Below are 15276 nucleotides of genomic sequence, written 5' to 3'. Positions count from 1 at the left end.
AATCGAACATGGGGTGGGTGAGCTGCGTGAACGCCGCGTTGCGAGGGTCCGGGCGGAGGCTCCGGCCGGTGCCCGGGGCGGCCGTCCGGATCGAACGATGATCGACCCAGTCCGCTGGTCGCACTATTCGCCTCGCGCACCTGAATCACCCCCACGAGTGATTGCCGGGTCACCTGAACGGCCGTCAGCATGGTTGCCGCAACGTGCCGTCGACACGATCAGGGGCCCTCGGAAAATGACGACCGAAACCACCGCCGGAATTCCCGAGACGAGGCCGCAGAGCAGCCTCTCGGTGGCGGCCGCCAAGAACCTCGCCTCGACCACCAAGTCCGCCCCGCAGATGCAGGAGATCAGCAACCGCTGGCTGCTGCGGGCGCTGCCCTGGGTCGAGGTCTCCGGCGGCACCTACCGGGTCAACCGGCGGCTGTCCTACGCGGTCGGCCGCGGCCGGGTGAGCTTCGCGCAGACCGGCGGCGAGGTCGCGGTCGTCCCGCCCACGCTGCGCGAGGTCCCGGTGCTGCGCGGCTTCCAGGACGACGCGCTGCTGACCGAACTCGCCGGTCGGTTCGTCCAGCGGGACTTCGCGGCGGGCGAGTTGCTGATCGAGCAGGGGCACGAGATCGACCAGGTCTACCTGATCGCGCGCGGCAAGGTCGACAAGATCGGCACCGGCAAGTACGGCGACGCCACCGTCCTCGGCACCTTCGCCGACGGCGACCACATCGGCGACGAGGCGCTCACCGTCGCCGACCGCCGCTGGCCCTACAGCGTGAAGGCCGCCACCGCCGGCACCGCGATGGTGCTCTCCTGGCCCGCCTTCCAGGAGCTCGCCGACCGCTCCGAGGAGCTGCGCGACCAGATCCTCGCCTTCATCGCCGACTCGCAGCTCCCGCAGACCCACAAGGGCGAGGCCGCGATCGGCATGTCGGCCGGCCACCAGGGCGAGTTCGACCTGCCCACCGCCTTCGTCGACTACGAACTCGCGCCCCGCGAGTACGAGTTGAGCGTCGCCCAGACGGTGCTGCGGGTTCACAGCCGGGTCGCCGACCTCTACAACAAGCCGATGGACCAGACCGAGCACCAGCTCCGGCTGACCGTCGAGGCGCTGCGCGAACGCCAGGAGCACGAGCTGGTCAACAACCCGGAGTTCGGCCTGCTGGCCAACGCCGAGCACGGCCAGCGGATCCAGACCCACTCCGGCCCGCCCACCCCCGACGACATGGACGAACTGCTCTGCCGCCGGCGCAGCACCAAGTTCTTCCTCGCCCACCCGAAGGCGATCGCCGCCTTCGGCCGGGAGTGCAACGCGCGCGGCCTCTACCCCGAGACGGTGCAGTTCGACGGCCGGACGGTGCCCGGCTGGCGCGGCGTCCCGATCCTCACCTGCAACAAGATCCCGGTGACGAACGGCTCCACCTCGATCCTGGCGATGCGCGTCGGCGCGGACAACCAGGGCGTGGTCGGCCTGCGCCCCGGCGCCCTCCCCGACGAGGTCGAGCCCGGCCTGAACGTCCGCTTCATGGGCATCGACGAGAAGGCCGTCATCTCCTACCTGGTCAGCGCCTACTACTCGGCCGCGATCCTCGTTCCCGACGCCCTCGGTGTCCTGGAGAACGTCGACACCGCGCACTGGCAGCACTGACCACCGGGCGGGCCCACCGTCCTGGGCCCGCCCGTTCCGTCGTTCCACCCGCTGGCGGTCCGTCAGCGCGCTTTCCTGCCCGCCCCGCAGCCGGGGCCGGCCGAGGGGGAGGACCCACCATGGCCATCACCGTGCCCGAACGCGAACAGCACGGCGACAGCTCGGCGGCCGTCGACGGCGGGCGCGACACCGCGGAGGCGCTCGCCCTGCTCGGCCGGGCCCGCGCGGTGGTCGATCCGGCGCTGCGCGCCGCCGTCGACACCCTCCCCGACTCGATGCGGCAGATCTCCGGCTACCACCTGGGCTGGCTGGAGGCCGACGGCAGCCCCAGCGCGGTCGGCGCCGGCAAGGCGATCCGCCCCGCGCTGGTGCTGGCCGCGACCACCGCCGTCGGCGGCCGCCCGCAGGACGCCGTCCGGGCCGCCGCCGCCGTCGAGCTGGTGCACAACTTCACCCTGCTGCACGACGACGTCCTCGACCGCGACCACACCCGTCGCCACCGGCCGACCGCCTGGCGGGTGTTCGGCACCACCGGCGCGATCCTGGCCGGCGACGCGATGCACTCGCTGGGCCTGCGGGTGCTCGCCGAGGACCCGCACCCGGCGGCCGCGGCCGCCGTCCGCCGGCTCGCCGACTGCGTGGTCGAACTGTGCGCCGGGCAGCAGGCCGACTGCTCCTTCGAGCAGCGCACGGACGTCACCCCGGCCGAGTGCCTGGCCATGGCGGAGGCCAAGACCGGGGCGCTGCTCGGCTGCGCCTGCGCGCTCGGCGTGCTGTACGCGGGCGCCGACCTCGCCACCGCCGACGCGATGGACGCCTTCGGGCGGGAGATCGGTCTGGCCTTCCAGCTGATCGACGACCTGATCGGCATCTGGGGCGACCCCGCGGTCACCGGCAAGCCGGTCGGCGCCGACCTCGCCGCCCGGAAGAAGTCGCTGCCGGTGGTCCACGCGCTGTCCTCCGGCACCGCGGCCGGCGCCGAGCTCGCCGCCCTCTACTCCAGCGGGCGGCCGCTCAGCCCGGCCGAACTCGCCGCCGCCGCGGACGCCGTCGACCGGGCTGGCGGCCGCGCCTGGGCCCAGGCGGAGAGCTGCGACCGGATGGCCGCCGCGATCGCCCACCTGGCCGCCGCCGTTCCCGACCCCACCCGCACCGACGACCTGCTCGCCCTCGCGGAGCTGGTCACCCGCCGGACGTTCTGAGCCGGCGGCTCAGAGCAGCGCCTTCTCCTTCTCCGGGTCGATGCCCAGCGGCGTGTCCAACTGCCGGTAGGCGACCTCGGAGCGGCCGCCGTCCTCCAGCCAGGCCCAGGTGTCGCGGACGGTGTCGAGCAGCGGGCGGATCCTCAGGCCGGCGGCGAGGGCGGTGGCCGGGTCGGCCCGCCAGGTGCCGTGCCAGCCGTCGGTGGCGGGGGCCCAGAGCGGGAGTTCGACCCAGGGGGAGACCTCGGCGGCGAGCAGCGTCTCGTCCGAGGTCCACACGAATTCGGCGTCGGAGCCGGTCGCGGTCCGGCAGGCGGCCAGGAACTCGCCCATGGTGGCGGAGCGGACGGGCGAGGTGGTGACGTACCGGCCGGTGGCCCGCTGCTCGGCGAGGTCGAGTCCGAACGCGGCGAAGTCGCGGGCGTCGATCAGGCTGAGCGGGCTGTCGGGAGTGCCGGGGGCGAGCACCCGGCCGCCGCGGGCGACCCGGTCCAACCACCAGGGGAGCCGGCCGATCGGCTCGTGCGGGCCGATCAGCAGGCCGCAGTTGAGGATCGCGGACGGGCCGGGGAAGCCGGCGAGCAGGGCGCGTTCGCAGCCGGCCTTCAGCGCGTTGGCGAACGGCTGGTCGGGCGGCAGGTCGCCGGCGCAGTCGAGGGTGGCGGAGTCGGCGTCCACGGGGGCGGCGGGCCAGTCGGCGAAGGCGTGGACCGAGGAGACGAAGCCGTAGTGCCCGACGCGGTCGGCGAGCAGCCGGGCCGCGGTGGCGACGTCGTGCGGCTGCTGGCCGGAGGTGTCGACGACGGCGTCCCACCGGCGGCCGTCGACCAGGCGGCGCAGGTCGTCGAGGCTGGTGCGGTCGCCGTGGACGGCCTCGACGCCGGGCAGGTCGGTGCGGCTGACGCCGCGGTTGAAGGTGGTCACGCGGTGGCCGCGGGCGAGGGCCTCGGCGGCGTAGGCGCGGCCGAGGAACTTGGAACCGCCGAGTAGAAGGATGTCCATGCCTTCGAGGGTCTCCGGAGCACCGCCGGTTCATCCGCCGCGTTCACCCCTGGCTGAGCGGTTTCGCCCGTAGCAGACGACCCGTCGGCTGACGGATCGTCGGACGCTCCGGATGCCGGGCGGGGGAGGGACCCATAGCATCCCGGTGTACCGGTATGTCTGAATGGTCCCTTTCGTGGGGAGAAGGGTGGGCGGCATGGGCAATCCGGCCAGCGCGGACCCGGCGGCGGTCCGCCGGACGGCGGCGGAGGCGTGGATCTGGGGCTACCCGCTGCTGGAGAACTACCGGACGATCTACCCGCAGGCGATCGACGAGGCGGACCCCCGATACGTCGGGGGTTTCGGCGTGTTCCGGCACTGTCCGCAGCCGTCCACCCCGGCCAACACCGACGTGGTCACCCCGAACAACGACACCCCGTACTCCTGGGCGTGGCTGGACCTGCGGGCCGAGCCGTGGGTGCTGGAGGTGCCCGCCACCGAGCGGTACCACGTGCTGCCGGTGCACGACCTGGACACCGTGTACGCGGGCTTCGTCGGCTCCCGGACCACCGGCGACGGCGCGGGCAGGTACCTGATCGCGGGCCCGGGGCACCGGTCCAACCCGCCGGACGACTTCGACGGGGCGGTGCGCGCGGACACCAACCTGGTCGGCATCCTCGGCCGCACCTACCTGGCCGGGCCGGCCGACGTGCCGGCCCTGGAGCAGGTGCAGGCCGGGTACCGGCTGAAGCCGCTGAGCGAGCACCTCGGCCAGCCGCGGCCGGTGGCGGCCGAGCCGGTGTGGCCGGTGTGGCGCGGCGAGGGAGTGCTCGACACCCTGGAGTTCTTCTCCTACCTGGACTTCCTGCTGGGCTTCTTCCCGGTGCTGCCCGCGGACGCCGACTTGCGCGGGCGGCTCGCCGAACTGGCCGTCGGCGGAGGCGACTTCGAGCCGGCCGCGCTGCCCGCCGAGGTCCGCGAGGCGCTGCTGGCGGGCATCGCCGACGGCCGCGCCGAGCTGGCCGCGGCGGTGCGGGACGCCACCACCGGCAGCCGCCTGTTCGGCACCCGGGAGCAGCTCGGCACCCGCTACCTGGACCGGGCCCGCGGGGCCTTCAAGGGCCTGTACGGCCTGCCCGAGGAGGAGGCCTGGTACGGCGGCTGGATCTCTCGGCAGGGCGGCCGGCAGCCGATGGCGCTGACCTTCCCGGCCGGGCAGCTCCCGCCGGCCCGGTTCTTCTGGTCGGTCACCATGTACCGGCTCCCGGAGCGGCTGCTGGTCGCCAACGAGATCGACCGGTACTCGATCGGCGACCGCACCCCGGGCCTGGTGTACGCCGACGACGGCTCCCTCACCCTCCACCTCCGGTACGAACGCCCCTCCGACGCCGACGAGTTCGCGAACTGGCTGCCCGCCCCCGAGGGCCCGTACGTGGTGGCGGTCCGCGTCTACGGTCCGAAGCCCGAGCTGCTGGACGGCAGTTGGCAGCTCCCGGACCCCACGCCCCGATGAACCCGCCGATCAGACAAGGACGTTCCCATGGTTGACGCCACTCCCGAGATGCTGGCCGCCGAGGCCTTCGTGTACGGCTACCCGCTGGTCGCCAACCTGGACGCGGTGGGCGCCGTCCACCGCCGCGGGATGGGACCGATCGGCCCGACCGAGTGGAACACCTTCGGCCACGCCAGTGAACTGGGCACCGCCGCAACGCACTTCGTGTCGGTGAACAACGACACGCTGTACTCGATGGCGCCGCTGGACCTGTCCGGCGGGCCGCTGGTGCTGCACGTCCCGGACACCGGCGGGGCGTACGACGTGCTGCAGTTCGTCGACGCGTGGACCAACAACTTCGCCTACGTGGGCCGCCGTTCCTCCGGCACCGCCGAGCAGACCTGGCTGATCGCCCCGCCCGGCTGGCAGGGCACCGCGCCCGAGGACATCCCGGTGATCGTCGCGCCGACTGCGGTGGCGGCCCTCGTGGTGCGCAACTCCTGCGAGGGGCCGGACGACCTGGACCGGGTGCGCGCCCTGCAGCAGCAGCTGACGCTCGCTCCGCTCGCCCCGGGCGGCGTGCTCGCCGGGCTGCCGGAGCCGGACCCCGGGGTGCCGGAGGAGCTGGCGTTCCTGGAACGGATGCGGGTCTGGGCGGCGGCGTTCCCGCCCGCCGCCGCCGACGTCGAGTTCCAGCAGCGCTTCGCCCCGATCGGGCTGCTCGACGCGGGCCGCTCGCCGTACCTGGACGGCCCGGCCGAGTGGGTGGCGGCGCTCGCCAAGGGCCTGGCCGCGGGCAAGGAGCGGGTGGAGGCGGCCACCGGCAGCACCGGCGAGGCGACCGGCGAGTGGAGCGCCAACCTGCACCTGTTCGACTACAACCTGGACTTCCTCGGCCCCGGCACCCGTGCCGAGCCGCAGTGGAAGATCGCCGACCGCCGCGCCGCCTACCTGTCCCGCGCGGTCGCCGCCCGGGCCGGCCTGTGGGGCAACCACGCGTACGAGGCGGCGTACGCCACCACCTACAACGACTCCGACGGCGTCCCGCTGGACGGCTCCAGGGCCTACACCCTGCGGTTCGAGCAGACCCCGCCGGTCGGCGCGTTCTGGTCGGTGACGATGTACAGCACCCCGGACTACCTGCTGGTCGCCAACGAGATCGACCGGTACTCGATCGGCGACCGCACCCCCGGCCTGGTGTACGCCGACGACGGCTCGCTCACCCTCCACCTGCAGCGCGAACGCCCGTCCGACGCCGACGAGTTCGCGAACTGGCTACCCACCCCCGCGGGCGGGTTCCGGCCGATGGTGCGGATGTACCAGCCGCAGGACGCGGTGCTCGACGGCAGCTACCGGCTGCCGGCCGTCCGGCTGCGCTGAACCGGGAGTCGAGAGATGGGTGACGCGATCGGGCAGATGCTGGCCTCGGCGGTCGGCATCGCGATCAGCCCGGTGCCGCTGATCGCGGTGATCCTGATGCTGGCCACCCCGCGCGGGCGGTCCAACGGCACCGCGTTCACGCTCGGCTGGGTGCTGGCGCTGGGCGCCGTCACCACCGTGGTGGTGCTGGCCGGGTCCGGCATCGAGAGCGGTGCGGGGAAGCCCGACTGGTCGTACTGGGTGAAGCTGGCGCTCGGCGTGCTGTTCGTGCTGCTCGCCGGACAGCAGTGGCAGAAGCGGCCCCGGGAGGGGAAGGTCGTCGAACCGCCGGGCTGGATGCGGGCGATCGACACCTTCACCCCGGCGAAGTCCGCGGGCCTGGCGGCGGCTCTGGTCGCCGCCAACCCGAAGAACCTGGTGCTGGCCGTCGGCGGCGCGGTGTCCATCGCCACCAGCGGGGCGAGCGGCGGGGGCAAGGCCGTCGCCGGGGCGCTGCTGGTGGTGATCGGCTCGCTCTGCACGCTGCTGCCGCTCGGCGTGTACCTGGTCGGCGGCAGCAGGTCGGCCAAGGTGCTCGGCGAGTGGAAGGCGTGGATGTCCGCCCACAACTCGGCGATCATGATGGTGGTGCTGCTGGTCCTCGGCGTGAAGTACATCGGAGACGCCGTCTCGGGCCTCGCCTGACCCGCCGGACGCCGCGCACATCCTGATGCCGGTCGCCGGCGGCCTGATCGTCGTGGCCGGCGGCGAACCGATCGTCGGCAGGCTCCCCGACACCGGGCGGCTGCTGCACTCCGCGCAGGCGTCGCCGCGCTCGCCCCGCCGCGGACGCACGGTCGGGCTGCTGCTGCGCAAGGCCGAGGAGCTGGGCGCCCGCGGCGGACGGCTGATCGTCGCCGGGGCGCAGCCCTCCTTCGTGCGGCTCACCGAGCACACCGGGCCGGTCCGGTGTGCTCGGCCCGGACGGAGTCGTTCCCGCCGACCCCGTCCTGGGGCCTCGCTGGAGGAGGCGGTGGCCCGCGGCGCACGCCCGCCGGCGAGCGCCGCGGCGGACTGACCAGCCGTCAGGGCGACGGCGGTGCCGACCCGGCGGGGTCGGCCGGGGACGCCGAGGAGCTGGGCGAGGCGGACGCCGGGGCGCTGGGGGACGGCGAGGACGAGGCCGGGGCGGACGGGGACGCGGACGGCGACGGGGACGTCGAGCCGGACGGACCGGCCGGACTCGGCGAGTCGGACGGGGAGGGGGAGGCGGGTACCGAGGCCGACGGGGTGGGCGTCGGCTCGGGCGTGGGCACCCCGCGGTGGTCGGTGCCACCCTCCAGGGTGACCACCGCGGTGGACGGCGGCAGCGCCAGGTGCGCCGTCCACTTGGACTCCGGCACCCGGCTCTCGTCCACCGTGACCGTGACGGTGATCCGCTGGCCGGGGGCCAGGGTGCCGGCGTCGCGGCTCAGCCGCAGCCAGTCCACGTCCAGCACGGCGTGCCAGGACAGCGCGCTGCCACCGGTGTTGGTCAGCGTGATCACCGTGCGGTTTCCGTACTCGCCGGCCTCCACGGTCAGCCGGCTCGGCGCGGGGGCCGGTTCGGCGGTCAGCGTCGGGCTGGACAGCACCGTGGAGCCCCGCGAGGGCACCGGAACGGCGGGGCCCTGGAGGGTCGGCAGGGACGTTTCTGCGGCCACCGCGCCCGCCAGCTGCAGGGTGCCCGTGGCGGGCGGCAGGGCCTGCACCGAGGTCGGCTCCGGCGCCGGCACCCGCCCGCCCGCACCGGCCGGACCGTCCACCCGCACCGAGGACACCGCCGAGGCCGGCTCGTCCCCGCCGTCCCGGTGCGCGCTCCACAGCGCCACCACCGGCGCGGCCAGCACCGCCGCCAGCACGCCCGTGGTCACCACCCGCTGGCGCACCGCCGAGCCGCGCGGCGGCGCGGGCAGCCGGTGCCGGGGGAAGCCGCGCTGGTCGAACCGCGGCTCGCCGGGGCCCTGCGCCGCCCGCCGGCCGGCCGCCGCCCCCGCCAGGAACGCCGTCCCGCCGACCGGCGCCGAGGCCGGGCGCAGCGGTCCGGGCGCGGCCAGCAGCGGCAGGCCCGGCAGGCCGGCCAGGCCGTGGCCGAGCTGGCCGGCGACCCGCTCCGCCGTGCCCCGGCAGGTCGGGCACTCCACCAGGTGCAGCACCAGCTCGCGGCGGAGCGCCGGGCCGAGCACCCAGCCGCGCCAGGACTCCGCGCCGACCCCGCCGAGCTGGGTCAGCTCCCGGCAGGAGCCGACGCCGAGCACCAGCAGCGCCGTCCTGGTCCGGCCGACCTCGGCGCCCGCCGCGTCCAGCAGCTCCGCCGCGGCCTCCGCGGTCAGGCCGAGCACCGCCGCGACCTCGCTGCCGGTCAGCTTGTGACGGACCGCCAGTTCCAGCGCCTCGCGCTGCTCCGGGTCGGTGCCGGCCGCCTCGGGCCAGGCCAGCGAGGCGAGTTCGCGGCGCCGCTCGCGCGCGGTGCCGGGCGGCGGCGCGGCCGCGGCGTCCGCCTCGGCGGCGCCGTCCAGCCGGGCCAGGCAGCGGTGCCGGGCCAGCGCGTACAGCCAGGCGCGCAGCAGCGCCGGGTCGGCGAGCCGGTCGCCGTGGCGCTGCGCCAGGTCGCGGACTTCCAGGACGGCCGCGGTGGCGGCGGCGTGCTCGCAGAGCACGGACAGGCAGTAGGTGAACAGCCCGTCGACGCACGCGCCGTACGCCCGGAGTACCGGGGACGGGTCGACGGGGTGGGGCTGGCCGGTGGTCACGGAATCGACGGTAGGCAGCCGAAACCCGCCACCCGGGCGGTTTCGGCCGGTTGTCCTTCTTTCGGGTAACAGGACCGATTCCTTGTTCGCCCGGGGTGACGCCCGCCCGGGGCTGTCGGTGCGAGGCGCTACGGTGGCCCGCATGGCTGCCCGTACCAAGACCACCGCCAAGGCGCGCCCCTCGTACCGCTGCACCGAGTGCGGCGCCCAACTGCTCAAGTGGGTCGGCCGCTGCACCGAGTGCAACGCGTGGGGCACGGTCGAGGAGTACGGCGCGGTGCCGGTCCGCACCACGGCGGCGGGGCCGGTGTCCTCGCCCGCCAAGCCGATCGGGCAGGTCGACGGGCAGGTGGCGACCGCGCGTTCGACCGGCGTGCCGGAGCTGGACCGGGTGCTCGGCGGCGGCCTGGTGCCGGGCGCGGTGGTGCTGCTCGCGGGCGAGCCCGGCGTCGGCAAGTCCACCCTGCTGCTGGACGTCGCGGCGAAGGCCGCCTCCGAGCGGCACCGCACCCTGTACGTCACCGGCGAGGAGTCGGCCGGGCAGGTCCGGCTGCGCGCGGACCGGATCAACGCGCTCTCCGAACACCTGTACCTGGCCGCCGAGCAGGACCTCGGTGCGGTGCTCGGCCACATCGAGGCGGTCAACCCCGGCCTGCTGATCCTGGACTCGGTGCAGACCATCGCCTCCGCCGAACTGGACGGCGCACCCGGCGGGCCCGCCCAGGTCCGCGAGGTGGCGGGCGCGCTGATCCGCGCCTCCAAGGAGCGCGGCATGGCGACGCTGCTGGTCGGCCACGTCACCAAGGACGGTCAGATCGCCGGCCCCCGCCTGCTGGAGCACCTGGTCGACGTGGTGCTGTCCTTCGAGGGCGACCGGCACGCCCGGCTGCGGCTGATCCGCGGCGTCAAGAACCGCTACGGGGCGACCGACGAGGTCGGCTGCTTCGAGCTGCACGACGAGGGCATCGTCGGCCTCGCCGACCCGTCCGGCCTGTTCCTGACCCGCCGTGACAAGGCCGTCCCCGGCACCTGCCTGACCGTCACGCTGGAGGGCAAGCGGCCGCTGGTGGCGGAGGTGCAGGCGCTGATGGTGGACTCGCAGATCCCCTCGCCGCGGCGCACCACCTCGGGCCTGGAGTCGCCGCGGATCGCGATGATCCTGGCGGTGGTGGAGCGGCACGGCGGCGTGAAGCTCGGCAAGCAGGACATCTACACCGCCACGGTCGGCGGCGTGAAGCTCACCGAGCCCTCGGCGGACCTGGCGATCGCCCTGGCGGTGGCCTCCTCCTCGACCGACACGCCGCTGCCGAACAACCTGGTGGCGATCGGCGAGGTGGGCCTGGCGGGCGAGGTGCGGCGGGTGACGGGCGTGCAGCGCCGGCTCGCCGAGGCGCACCGGCTGGGCTTCACGCACGCCCTGGTGCCGCCGGACCCGGGCAAGGTGCCGCCGGGCATGAAGGTGGTGGAGGTCTCAGACATCGGCGAGGCGCTGCGCGCGATCCCGGGCCGGCGCAGCCGCTCGAAGCCCCGTCAGGAGACCCCGGCGCCGCCCGCGCAGGCGCGCGCCCGGGAGACCGTTCCGGCGTACCCGGACGAGCTGATGGCGGGCTGGGAGCCGGTCGACTCGGACGAACTGGCCTGACCCTCGTCCTGTTGCGGCCGCACACAGTTAGACTTCACCTGCTGATTGGCATCATTCGCAGGAATAACAGACAGACCGTCGGCCGCCGCGGCACACGGTCCGGGTCGGCCCAAGGAGTCACGTGGCAGCCATCGACCGGGCGGACAAGTCCTCCCGCGAGGAGGCCCTGCTGCGGGCTTCCCTCAGCGCGATCGCGCCGGGCACGGCGCTGCGGGACGGGCTGGAGCGGGTGCTCCGGGCCAACACCGGCGGTCTGATCGTCCTCGGCTTCGACAAGAGCGTGGACGCGCTGTGCACCGGCGGTTTCGTGCTGGACGTCGAGTTCACCGCCACCCGGTTGCGCGAACTGTGCAAGCTGGACGGCGCGGTGATCCTCGACAAGGACCTCGGCAAGATCCTCCGCGCGGGCGTGCACCTGATGCCGGACGCCAACATCCCCACCGACGAGACCGGCACCCGGCACCGCACCGCCGAGCGGGTCAACCGGCAGACCGGCTACCCCGTGGTGGCGGTCTCGCACTCGATGCGGCTGATCGCCATCTACGTCAACGGCGCCCGCCGGGTGCTGGAGGACTCCACCACGGTGCTGTCCCGTGCCAACCAGGCGCTGGCCACCCTGGAGCGCTACAAGCTCCGCCTCGACGAGGTGGCCGGCACGCTCTCCGCGCTGGAGATCGAGGACCTGGTCACCGTCCGGGACGTGTCCGCCGTGGTGCAGCGCCTGGAGATGGTCCGGCTGATCGCCGGCGAGATCGCCGGGTACGTGCTGGAACTCGGCACCGACGGCCGGCTGCTGTCGCTGCAGCTGGACGAGCTGATCGCCGGCGTCGAGCCGGAGCGCGAGCTGGTGGTGCGCGATTACTTCCCGGACCGGGCGGCGAAGAAGGGCCGCACCGTCACCGAGGTGCTGTCCGACCTGGAGGCGCTCACCCACGCCGAGCTGCTGGACCTGCAGACGGTCGCCAAGGCGCTCGGCTACACCGGCACCCCCGAGTCGCTGGACTCCGCGGTCTCCCCGCGCGGCTACCGCCTGCTGGCGAAGGTTCCGCGGCTGCCGAACACCGTCATCGAGCGGCTGGTCGACCACTTCGGCGGCCTGCAGAAGCTGCTGGCCGCGTCCATCGACGACCTGCAGACCGTGGAGGGCGTCGGCGAGACCCGGGCCCGCTCGGTGCGCGAGGGGCTGTCGCGGCTCGCCGAGTCCTCCATCCTGGAGCGGTACGTCTGACCTTCGGTCAGTTCGGCTGCGGTGGTTCGGGCTTCACCGTGTACATCAGGGCGAACAGGTTCACCTCGACCGCGTCCGGGTCGGTGGACTCGCCGTACCCGAACACCTCGTCCAGCGCCTCGTCCAGCCGGGCGCGCAGCTTGAGCAGCTGCTCCCGGGTGAGCCGCACGCTGGTGTGCGCGAACTTGCCGGGCAGCGGGTTGCCCTGCGCGGCCGGTGTCAGGTCGACCCGTCCGGCCAGGAACTTGCGCTGGAAGTCCGCGCGCACCAGGTCCATCGCGGCCAGCATCGCGCCCAGCGCGGCCGGCGGCTCGTCGCCCTCCGCGTAGACCTGCGGGGACAGCCGCAGTGAGTGCTGGGCCGACCGGTAGCGGCTCTCCACGATTCCCGAGACCAGCCGGGTCTCGGCCACGAACACCAGCTCGGCCTGCTCCAGCTGTTTGACGTGCCGGTACAGCTTGGTCGGTGCCTCCTCCAGCTCCGCCGCGATCTCCTTCACCGACAGCGGCTCCGGGTCGTGCTTCATCAGCGCCCCGAGAACGGCCAGCCGCAGCGGGTCGGCCAGGGCCTTCAGCGTCGCGACGTCCGTGACCTCGCGCTCCTTCATCTGCTCCACCACGTTCACATTCAGCCATAGCGTCAACGCTTGCGCAATTGTTCACGGCCGTGCAACCATTCACGAAGGCGTGAATGGTTGCTTGAGCGTGAACGTTGCCAGTGTGGTGAACGTGCGCAGCGGTGCGAACGGGGTGGCAGAGATGACCGTGACCGAGAACCCGGTGCAGACGGCGGCAGTGGTCCCGCTGCGGCGGAACTGGCGCTTCCAGACCCTGTGGGCCGGCTCGGCCTCCGCGATGCTCGGCACCTGCGTCGCCGACACCGCGTACCCGCTGCTGCTGCTCGCGATGACCGGCTCGCCGACCGCGGCGGGCGCGTTCGCCGCCGTCCAGTTCGGCGCCTCCGTCCTGTTCGGCCTGCACGGCGGCGCCGTCGCCGACCGTCACGACCGCCGCCGGGTGCTGATCCTGGCCGACACCGTCCGGCTGGTCACCGCGCTCAGCGTCGCCCTCGCCCTGCTCGCCCACCGGCTGACCGTCCCGCACACCCTGGTCGCTGCCGCCGTGATCGGCGCGACCATGGCCTACGGCGGCCCCTCCCGGATGCTCGCGCTGCGCGCCGTGGTCCCGCCCGAGCAGCTGCGCCAGGCCCTCTCGCAGGACGAACTCCGGGTCAACGGCGCCGCCCTGGCCGGACCGCCGCTGGCCGGCTTCCTGCTCGGCGTCGGCCGGGCCGTGCCCTTCCTCACCACCGTGCTGACCTCGGCGCTGGCGCTCACCGCCTCGGTGGCCGTCCGCTTCGACTCCCCGGCCGGTGACGCACCGTCAGCTGCCGGCAAGGAGAAGGGCGCCGCGTACGCCGGGCTGCGCTACCTGTTCGGCAACCCCGTGCTGCGCTCCACCGTGCTGGTCGCGGTCGCGCTCAATGTGGCCGGCTCCGCCATGCTGCTCACCGTCATGGTGCTGCTCCGCGCCCACGGCACCTCCGAGGCCGGCATCGGCCTGGCCCTCACCGGCGAGGCCGTCGGCGGCCTGCTCGGCGCCCTGCTCGTCTCCCGCCTGCACCGGCTGCTCGCCCCCGGCGCGCTGCTGCTGGCCGTCGCCTGGATCGGCCCGGTGATGTTCGCCGTCCCCGCGCTGGCCGCCGGTCCGGCGGTGGTGTTCGCCGCCCTCACCGTCATGTCGCTCGGTGTCCCCGCGCTGCGGGTGATGCTCGACGTGCTGGTCTTCCAGCGGGTCCCGGAGGCGATGCGCGGCCGCGCCATGGCCGGCACCATGACCCTGCTGATGGGCGGCCTCCCGATCGGGACCATGGGCGCCGGCCTGCTGCTCGACCTGCTGCCCGGCACCACCGTGCTGCTGCTGCTCGCGTGCCTGCTCGCCGCCGCGCTGCTGCCGCTCACCCTGGGCCGCTCGCTGCGCGGCACCTCGTGGGGCGCGTAGGCGGGCTCAGCCGTCAGCCGTCAGCCGTCCAGGCGGATGGAGGTGCGGGCGGAGAGCGGGCCGGCCGGGGCGATGGTCAGGTCGGCCTGCACCAGGTAGTTGCCGGGCTGGGCGGGGGTCGGGTCCGGGGTCGCGCACTGGGGCTTGGAGCGGCTGCGGTCCCAGGTGAAGGTCTCGGTGACGCCGCTGTTGCCGGCGATCTGGGCCCAGGCGTCGGCCCGCTCCGGGATGCAGTCGGCGGAGGACCAGACCCGCTCGTTGCCGCTGGAGGTGATGGTCAGCGCCGAGTACTCGCGGGACAGGTTCACCCGGCACGCGGAGCCGGAGGAGTTGCGGACCGTCAGCGCCAGCCGGGGCTTGTCCTTCACGGCGTACGCGTTCTGCGCGGAGGCGAGCTCCAGCGTCAGCTGCGAGGTGGCGCAGACCGGGAGGGCCATCACCTCGGGGGTGTTGACGGCGGGTGAGGCCCCGCCGCCGGCGCGGGAGTTGGTGCCGCCAGCGCCGCCCGTGGACGTCCCGCCGGTGGAGCCGCCGCCCGTGCTCCCGCCGGAGCCCGCCGCGCCGCCCGTGACGCTGATCTCGCCGCCCGCGCCGCCGCCCGTGCTGGATCCGCCCGTCGCGGAGCCGCCGGTGCCACCGGTCGTGCCGCCGGAACCGCCGCCCGGGCGGGAGGTGATGGCGGAGCCGCTGGGGGAGGCGCCGGGGGTGATGGACTGCGCGGGGGCCGGCAGCGGGCTGCTCCCGGAGGGCTTCTGCTGCCCGCGGCCGGAGCCGAACGCGAGCCAGCCCACCACGAGCAGGATGATCGCGAGGGCGGTGAGCACGACGACGCGCCGCCGCCAGTAGATCGAGGCGGGCAGTGGTCCGACGGGCTGGCGCAGAGAAGGCACGGGCAAACTCTACGAGACGGTGTGGACCTGTTGACGCATCAACACCTC

13 protein-coding genes are annotated in these 15276 nt (G+C 74.3%); 9 read left to right on the top strand and 4 right to left on the bottom strand.

Features of this window, described 5'->3' with window-relative positions; translation table 11 throughout:
• The first annotated feature begins 235 nt into the window (after nucleotides 1–235).
• Both BX266_RS15420 and BX266_RS15415 read left to right on the top strand, forming a co-directional pair.
• The gene (locus BX266_RS15420; protein WP_099900273.1) at nucleotides 236–1642 is read left to right on the top strand and encodes a family 2B encapsulin nanocompartment shell protein; all 1407 of its coding nucleotides are present in this window, start codon (nucleotides 236–238) and stop codon (nucleotides 1640–1642) included.
• A 119-nt stretch (nucleotides 1643–1761) separates the two neighbouring features.
• Nucleotides 1762–2844: a family 2 encapsulin nanocompartment cargo protein polyprenyl transferase gene (locus tag BX266_RS15415; RefSeq protein ID WP_259464711.1), complete on the top strand. Its 1083-nt coding sequence runs from the start codon at nucleotides 1762–1764 to the stop codon at nucleotides 2842–2844.
• Between the two features lie 9 nt (nucleotides 2845–2853).
• Here the strand turns inward: BX266_RS15415 and BX266_RS15410 are convergent, their stop codons facing one another.
• Complete coding sequence (locus tag BX266_RS15410) at nucleotides 2854–3846, bottom strand: NAD-dependent epimerase/dehydratase family protein (RefSeq protein WP_099900271.1); 993 nt, start codon at nucleotides 3844–3846, stop codon at nucleotides 2854–2856.
• 196 nt (nucleotides 3847–4042) lie between these two features.
• Between BX266_RS15410 and BX266_RS15405 the strand changes: the two genes are divergently transcribed.
• The 4 genes from BX266_RS15405 to BX266_RS15390 are packed head-to-tail and all read left to right on the top strand — an operon-like array spanning nucleotide 4043 to nucleotide 7754.
• Nucleotides 4043–5338: a DUF1254 domain-containing protein gene (locus tag BX266_RS15405; RefSeq protein ID WP_259464710.1), complete on the top strand. Its 1296-nt coding sequence runs from the start codon at nucleotides 4043–4045 to the stop codon at nucleotides 5336–5338.
• 27 nt (nucleotides 5339–5365) lie between these two features.
• Nucleotides 5366–6697, top strand: a complete 1332-nt coding sequence (locus tag BX266_RS15400; RefSeq protein ID WP_099900267.1) for a DUF1254 domain-containing protein — start codon at nucleotides 5366–5368, stop codon at nucleotides 6695–6697.
• Between the two features lie 15 nt (nucleotides 6698–6712).
• Nucleotides 6713–7381, top strand: a complete 669-nt coding sequence (locus BX266_RS15395; RefSeq protein ID WP_099900265.1) for a GAP family protein — start codon at nucleotides 6713–6715, stop codon at nucleotides 7379–7381.
• Nucleotides 7382–7406: 25 nt separating this feature from the next.
• Complete coding sequence (locus BX266_RS15390; RefSeq protein WP_099900263.1) at nucleotides 7407–7754, top strand: hypothetical protein; 348 nt, start codon at nucleotides 7407–7409, stop codon at nucleotides 7752–7754.
• Nucleotides 7755–7761: 7 nt separating this feature from the next.
• Here BX266_RS15390 and BX266_RS15385 read toward each other — a convergent pair whose 3' ends face one another.
• Nucleotides 7762–9468 carry a BACON domain-containing protein gene (locus BX266_RS15385; RefSeq protein ID WP_099900261.1) on the bottom strand — a complete coding sequence of 569 codons (1707 nt, stop codon included), beginning with the start codon at nucleotides 9466–9468 and terminating at the stop codon, nucleotides 7762–7764.
• 142 nt (nucleotides 9469–9610) lie between these two features.
• On the opposite strand from BX266_RS15385, the gene radA reads away from it, so the two are divergent.
• Both radA and disA read left to right on the top strand, forming a co-directional pair.
• Nucleotides 9611–11110 (top strand): DNA repair protein RadA, encoded by a 1500-nt coding sequence (gene radA / locus BX266_RS15380; protein ID WP_099900259.1) that lies wholly within the window; start codon nucleotides 9611–9613, stop codon nucleotides 11108–11110.
• A gap of 121 nt (nucleotides 11111–11231) precedes the next feature.
• A complete protein-coding gene (gene disA / locus BX266_RS15375; RefSeq protein ID WP_310794782.1) occupies nucleotides 11232–12338 on the top strand; it encodes a DNA integrity scanning diadenylate cyclase DisA in 1107 nt (368 codons plus the stop codon).
• A 7-nt stretch (nucleotides 12339–12345) separates the two neighbouring features.
• Here disA and BX266_RS15370 read toward each other — a convergent pair whose 3' ends face one another.
• Complete coding sequence (locus BX266_RS15370; protein WP_143686935.1) at nucleotides 12346–12957, bottom strand: helix-turn-helix domain-containing protein; 612 nt, start codon at nucleotides 12955–12957, stop codon at nucleotides 12346–12348.
• Between the two features lie 139 nt (nucleotides 12958–13096).
• Here BX266_RS15370 and BX266_RS15365 point away from each other — a divergent pair, with 139 nt between their 5' ends.
• Entirely contained in the window at nucleotides 13097–14338 is a 1242-nt protein-coding gene (locus BX266_RS15365) for an MFS transporter (RefSeq protein WP_099900255.1), read from the top strand.
• 20 nt (nucleotides 14339–14358) lie between these two features.
• Here the strand turns inward: BX266_RS15365 and BX266_RS15360 are convergent, their stop codons facing one another.
• Complete coding sequence (locus BX266_RS15360; RefSeq protein WP_143686934.1) at nucleotides 14359–15228, bottom strand: hypothetical protein; 870 nt, start codon at nucleotides 15226–15228, stop codon at nucleotides 14359–14361.
• Between the last annotated feature and the right edge of the window lie 48 nt (nucleotides 15229–15276).

It is taken from the genome of Streptomyces sp. TLI_171 (assembly GCF_003610255.1).
Taxonomy (GTDB): domain Bacteria; phylum Actinomycetota; class Actinomycetes; order Streptomycetales; family Streptomycetaceae; genus Kitasatospora.
This window is presented reverse-complemented; position numbering and strand designations above follow the sequence as displayed.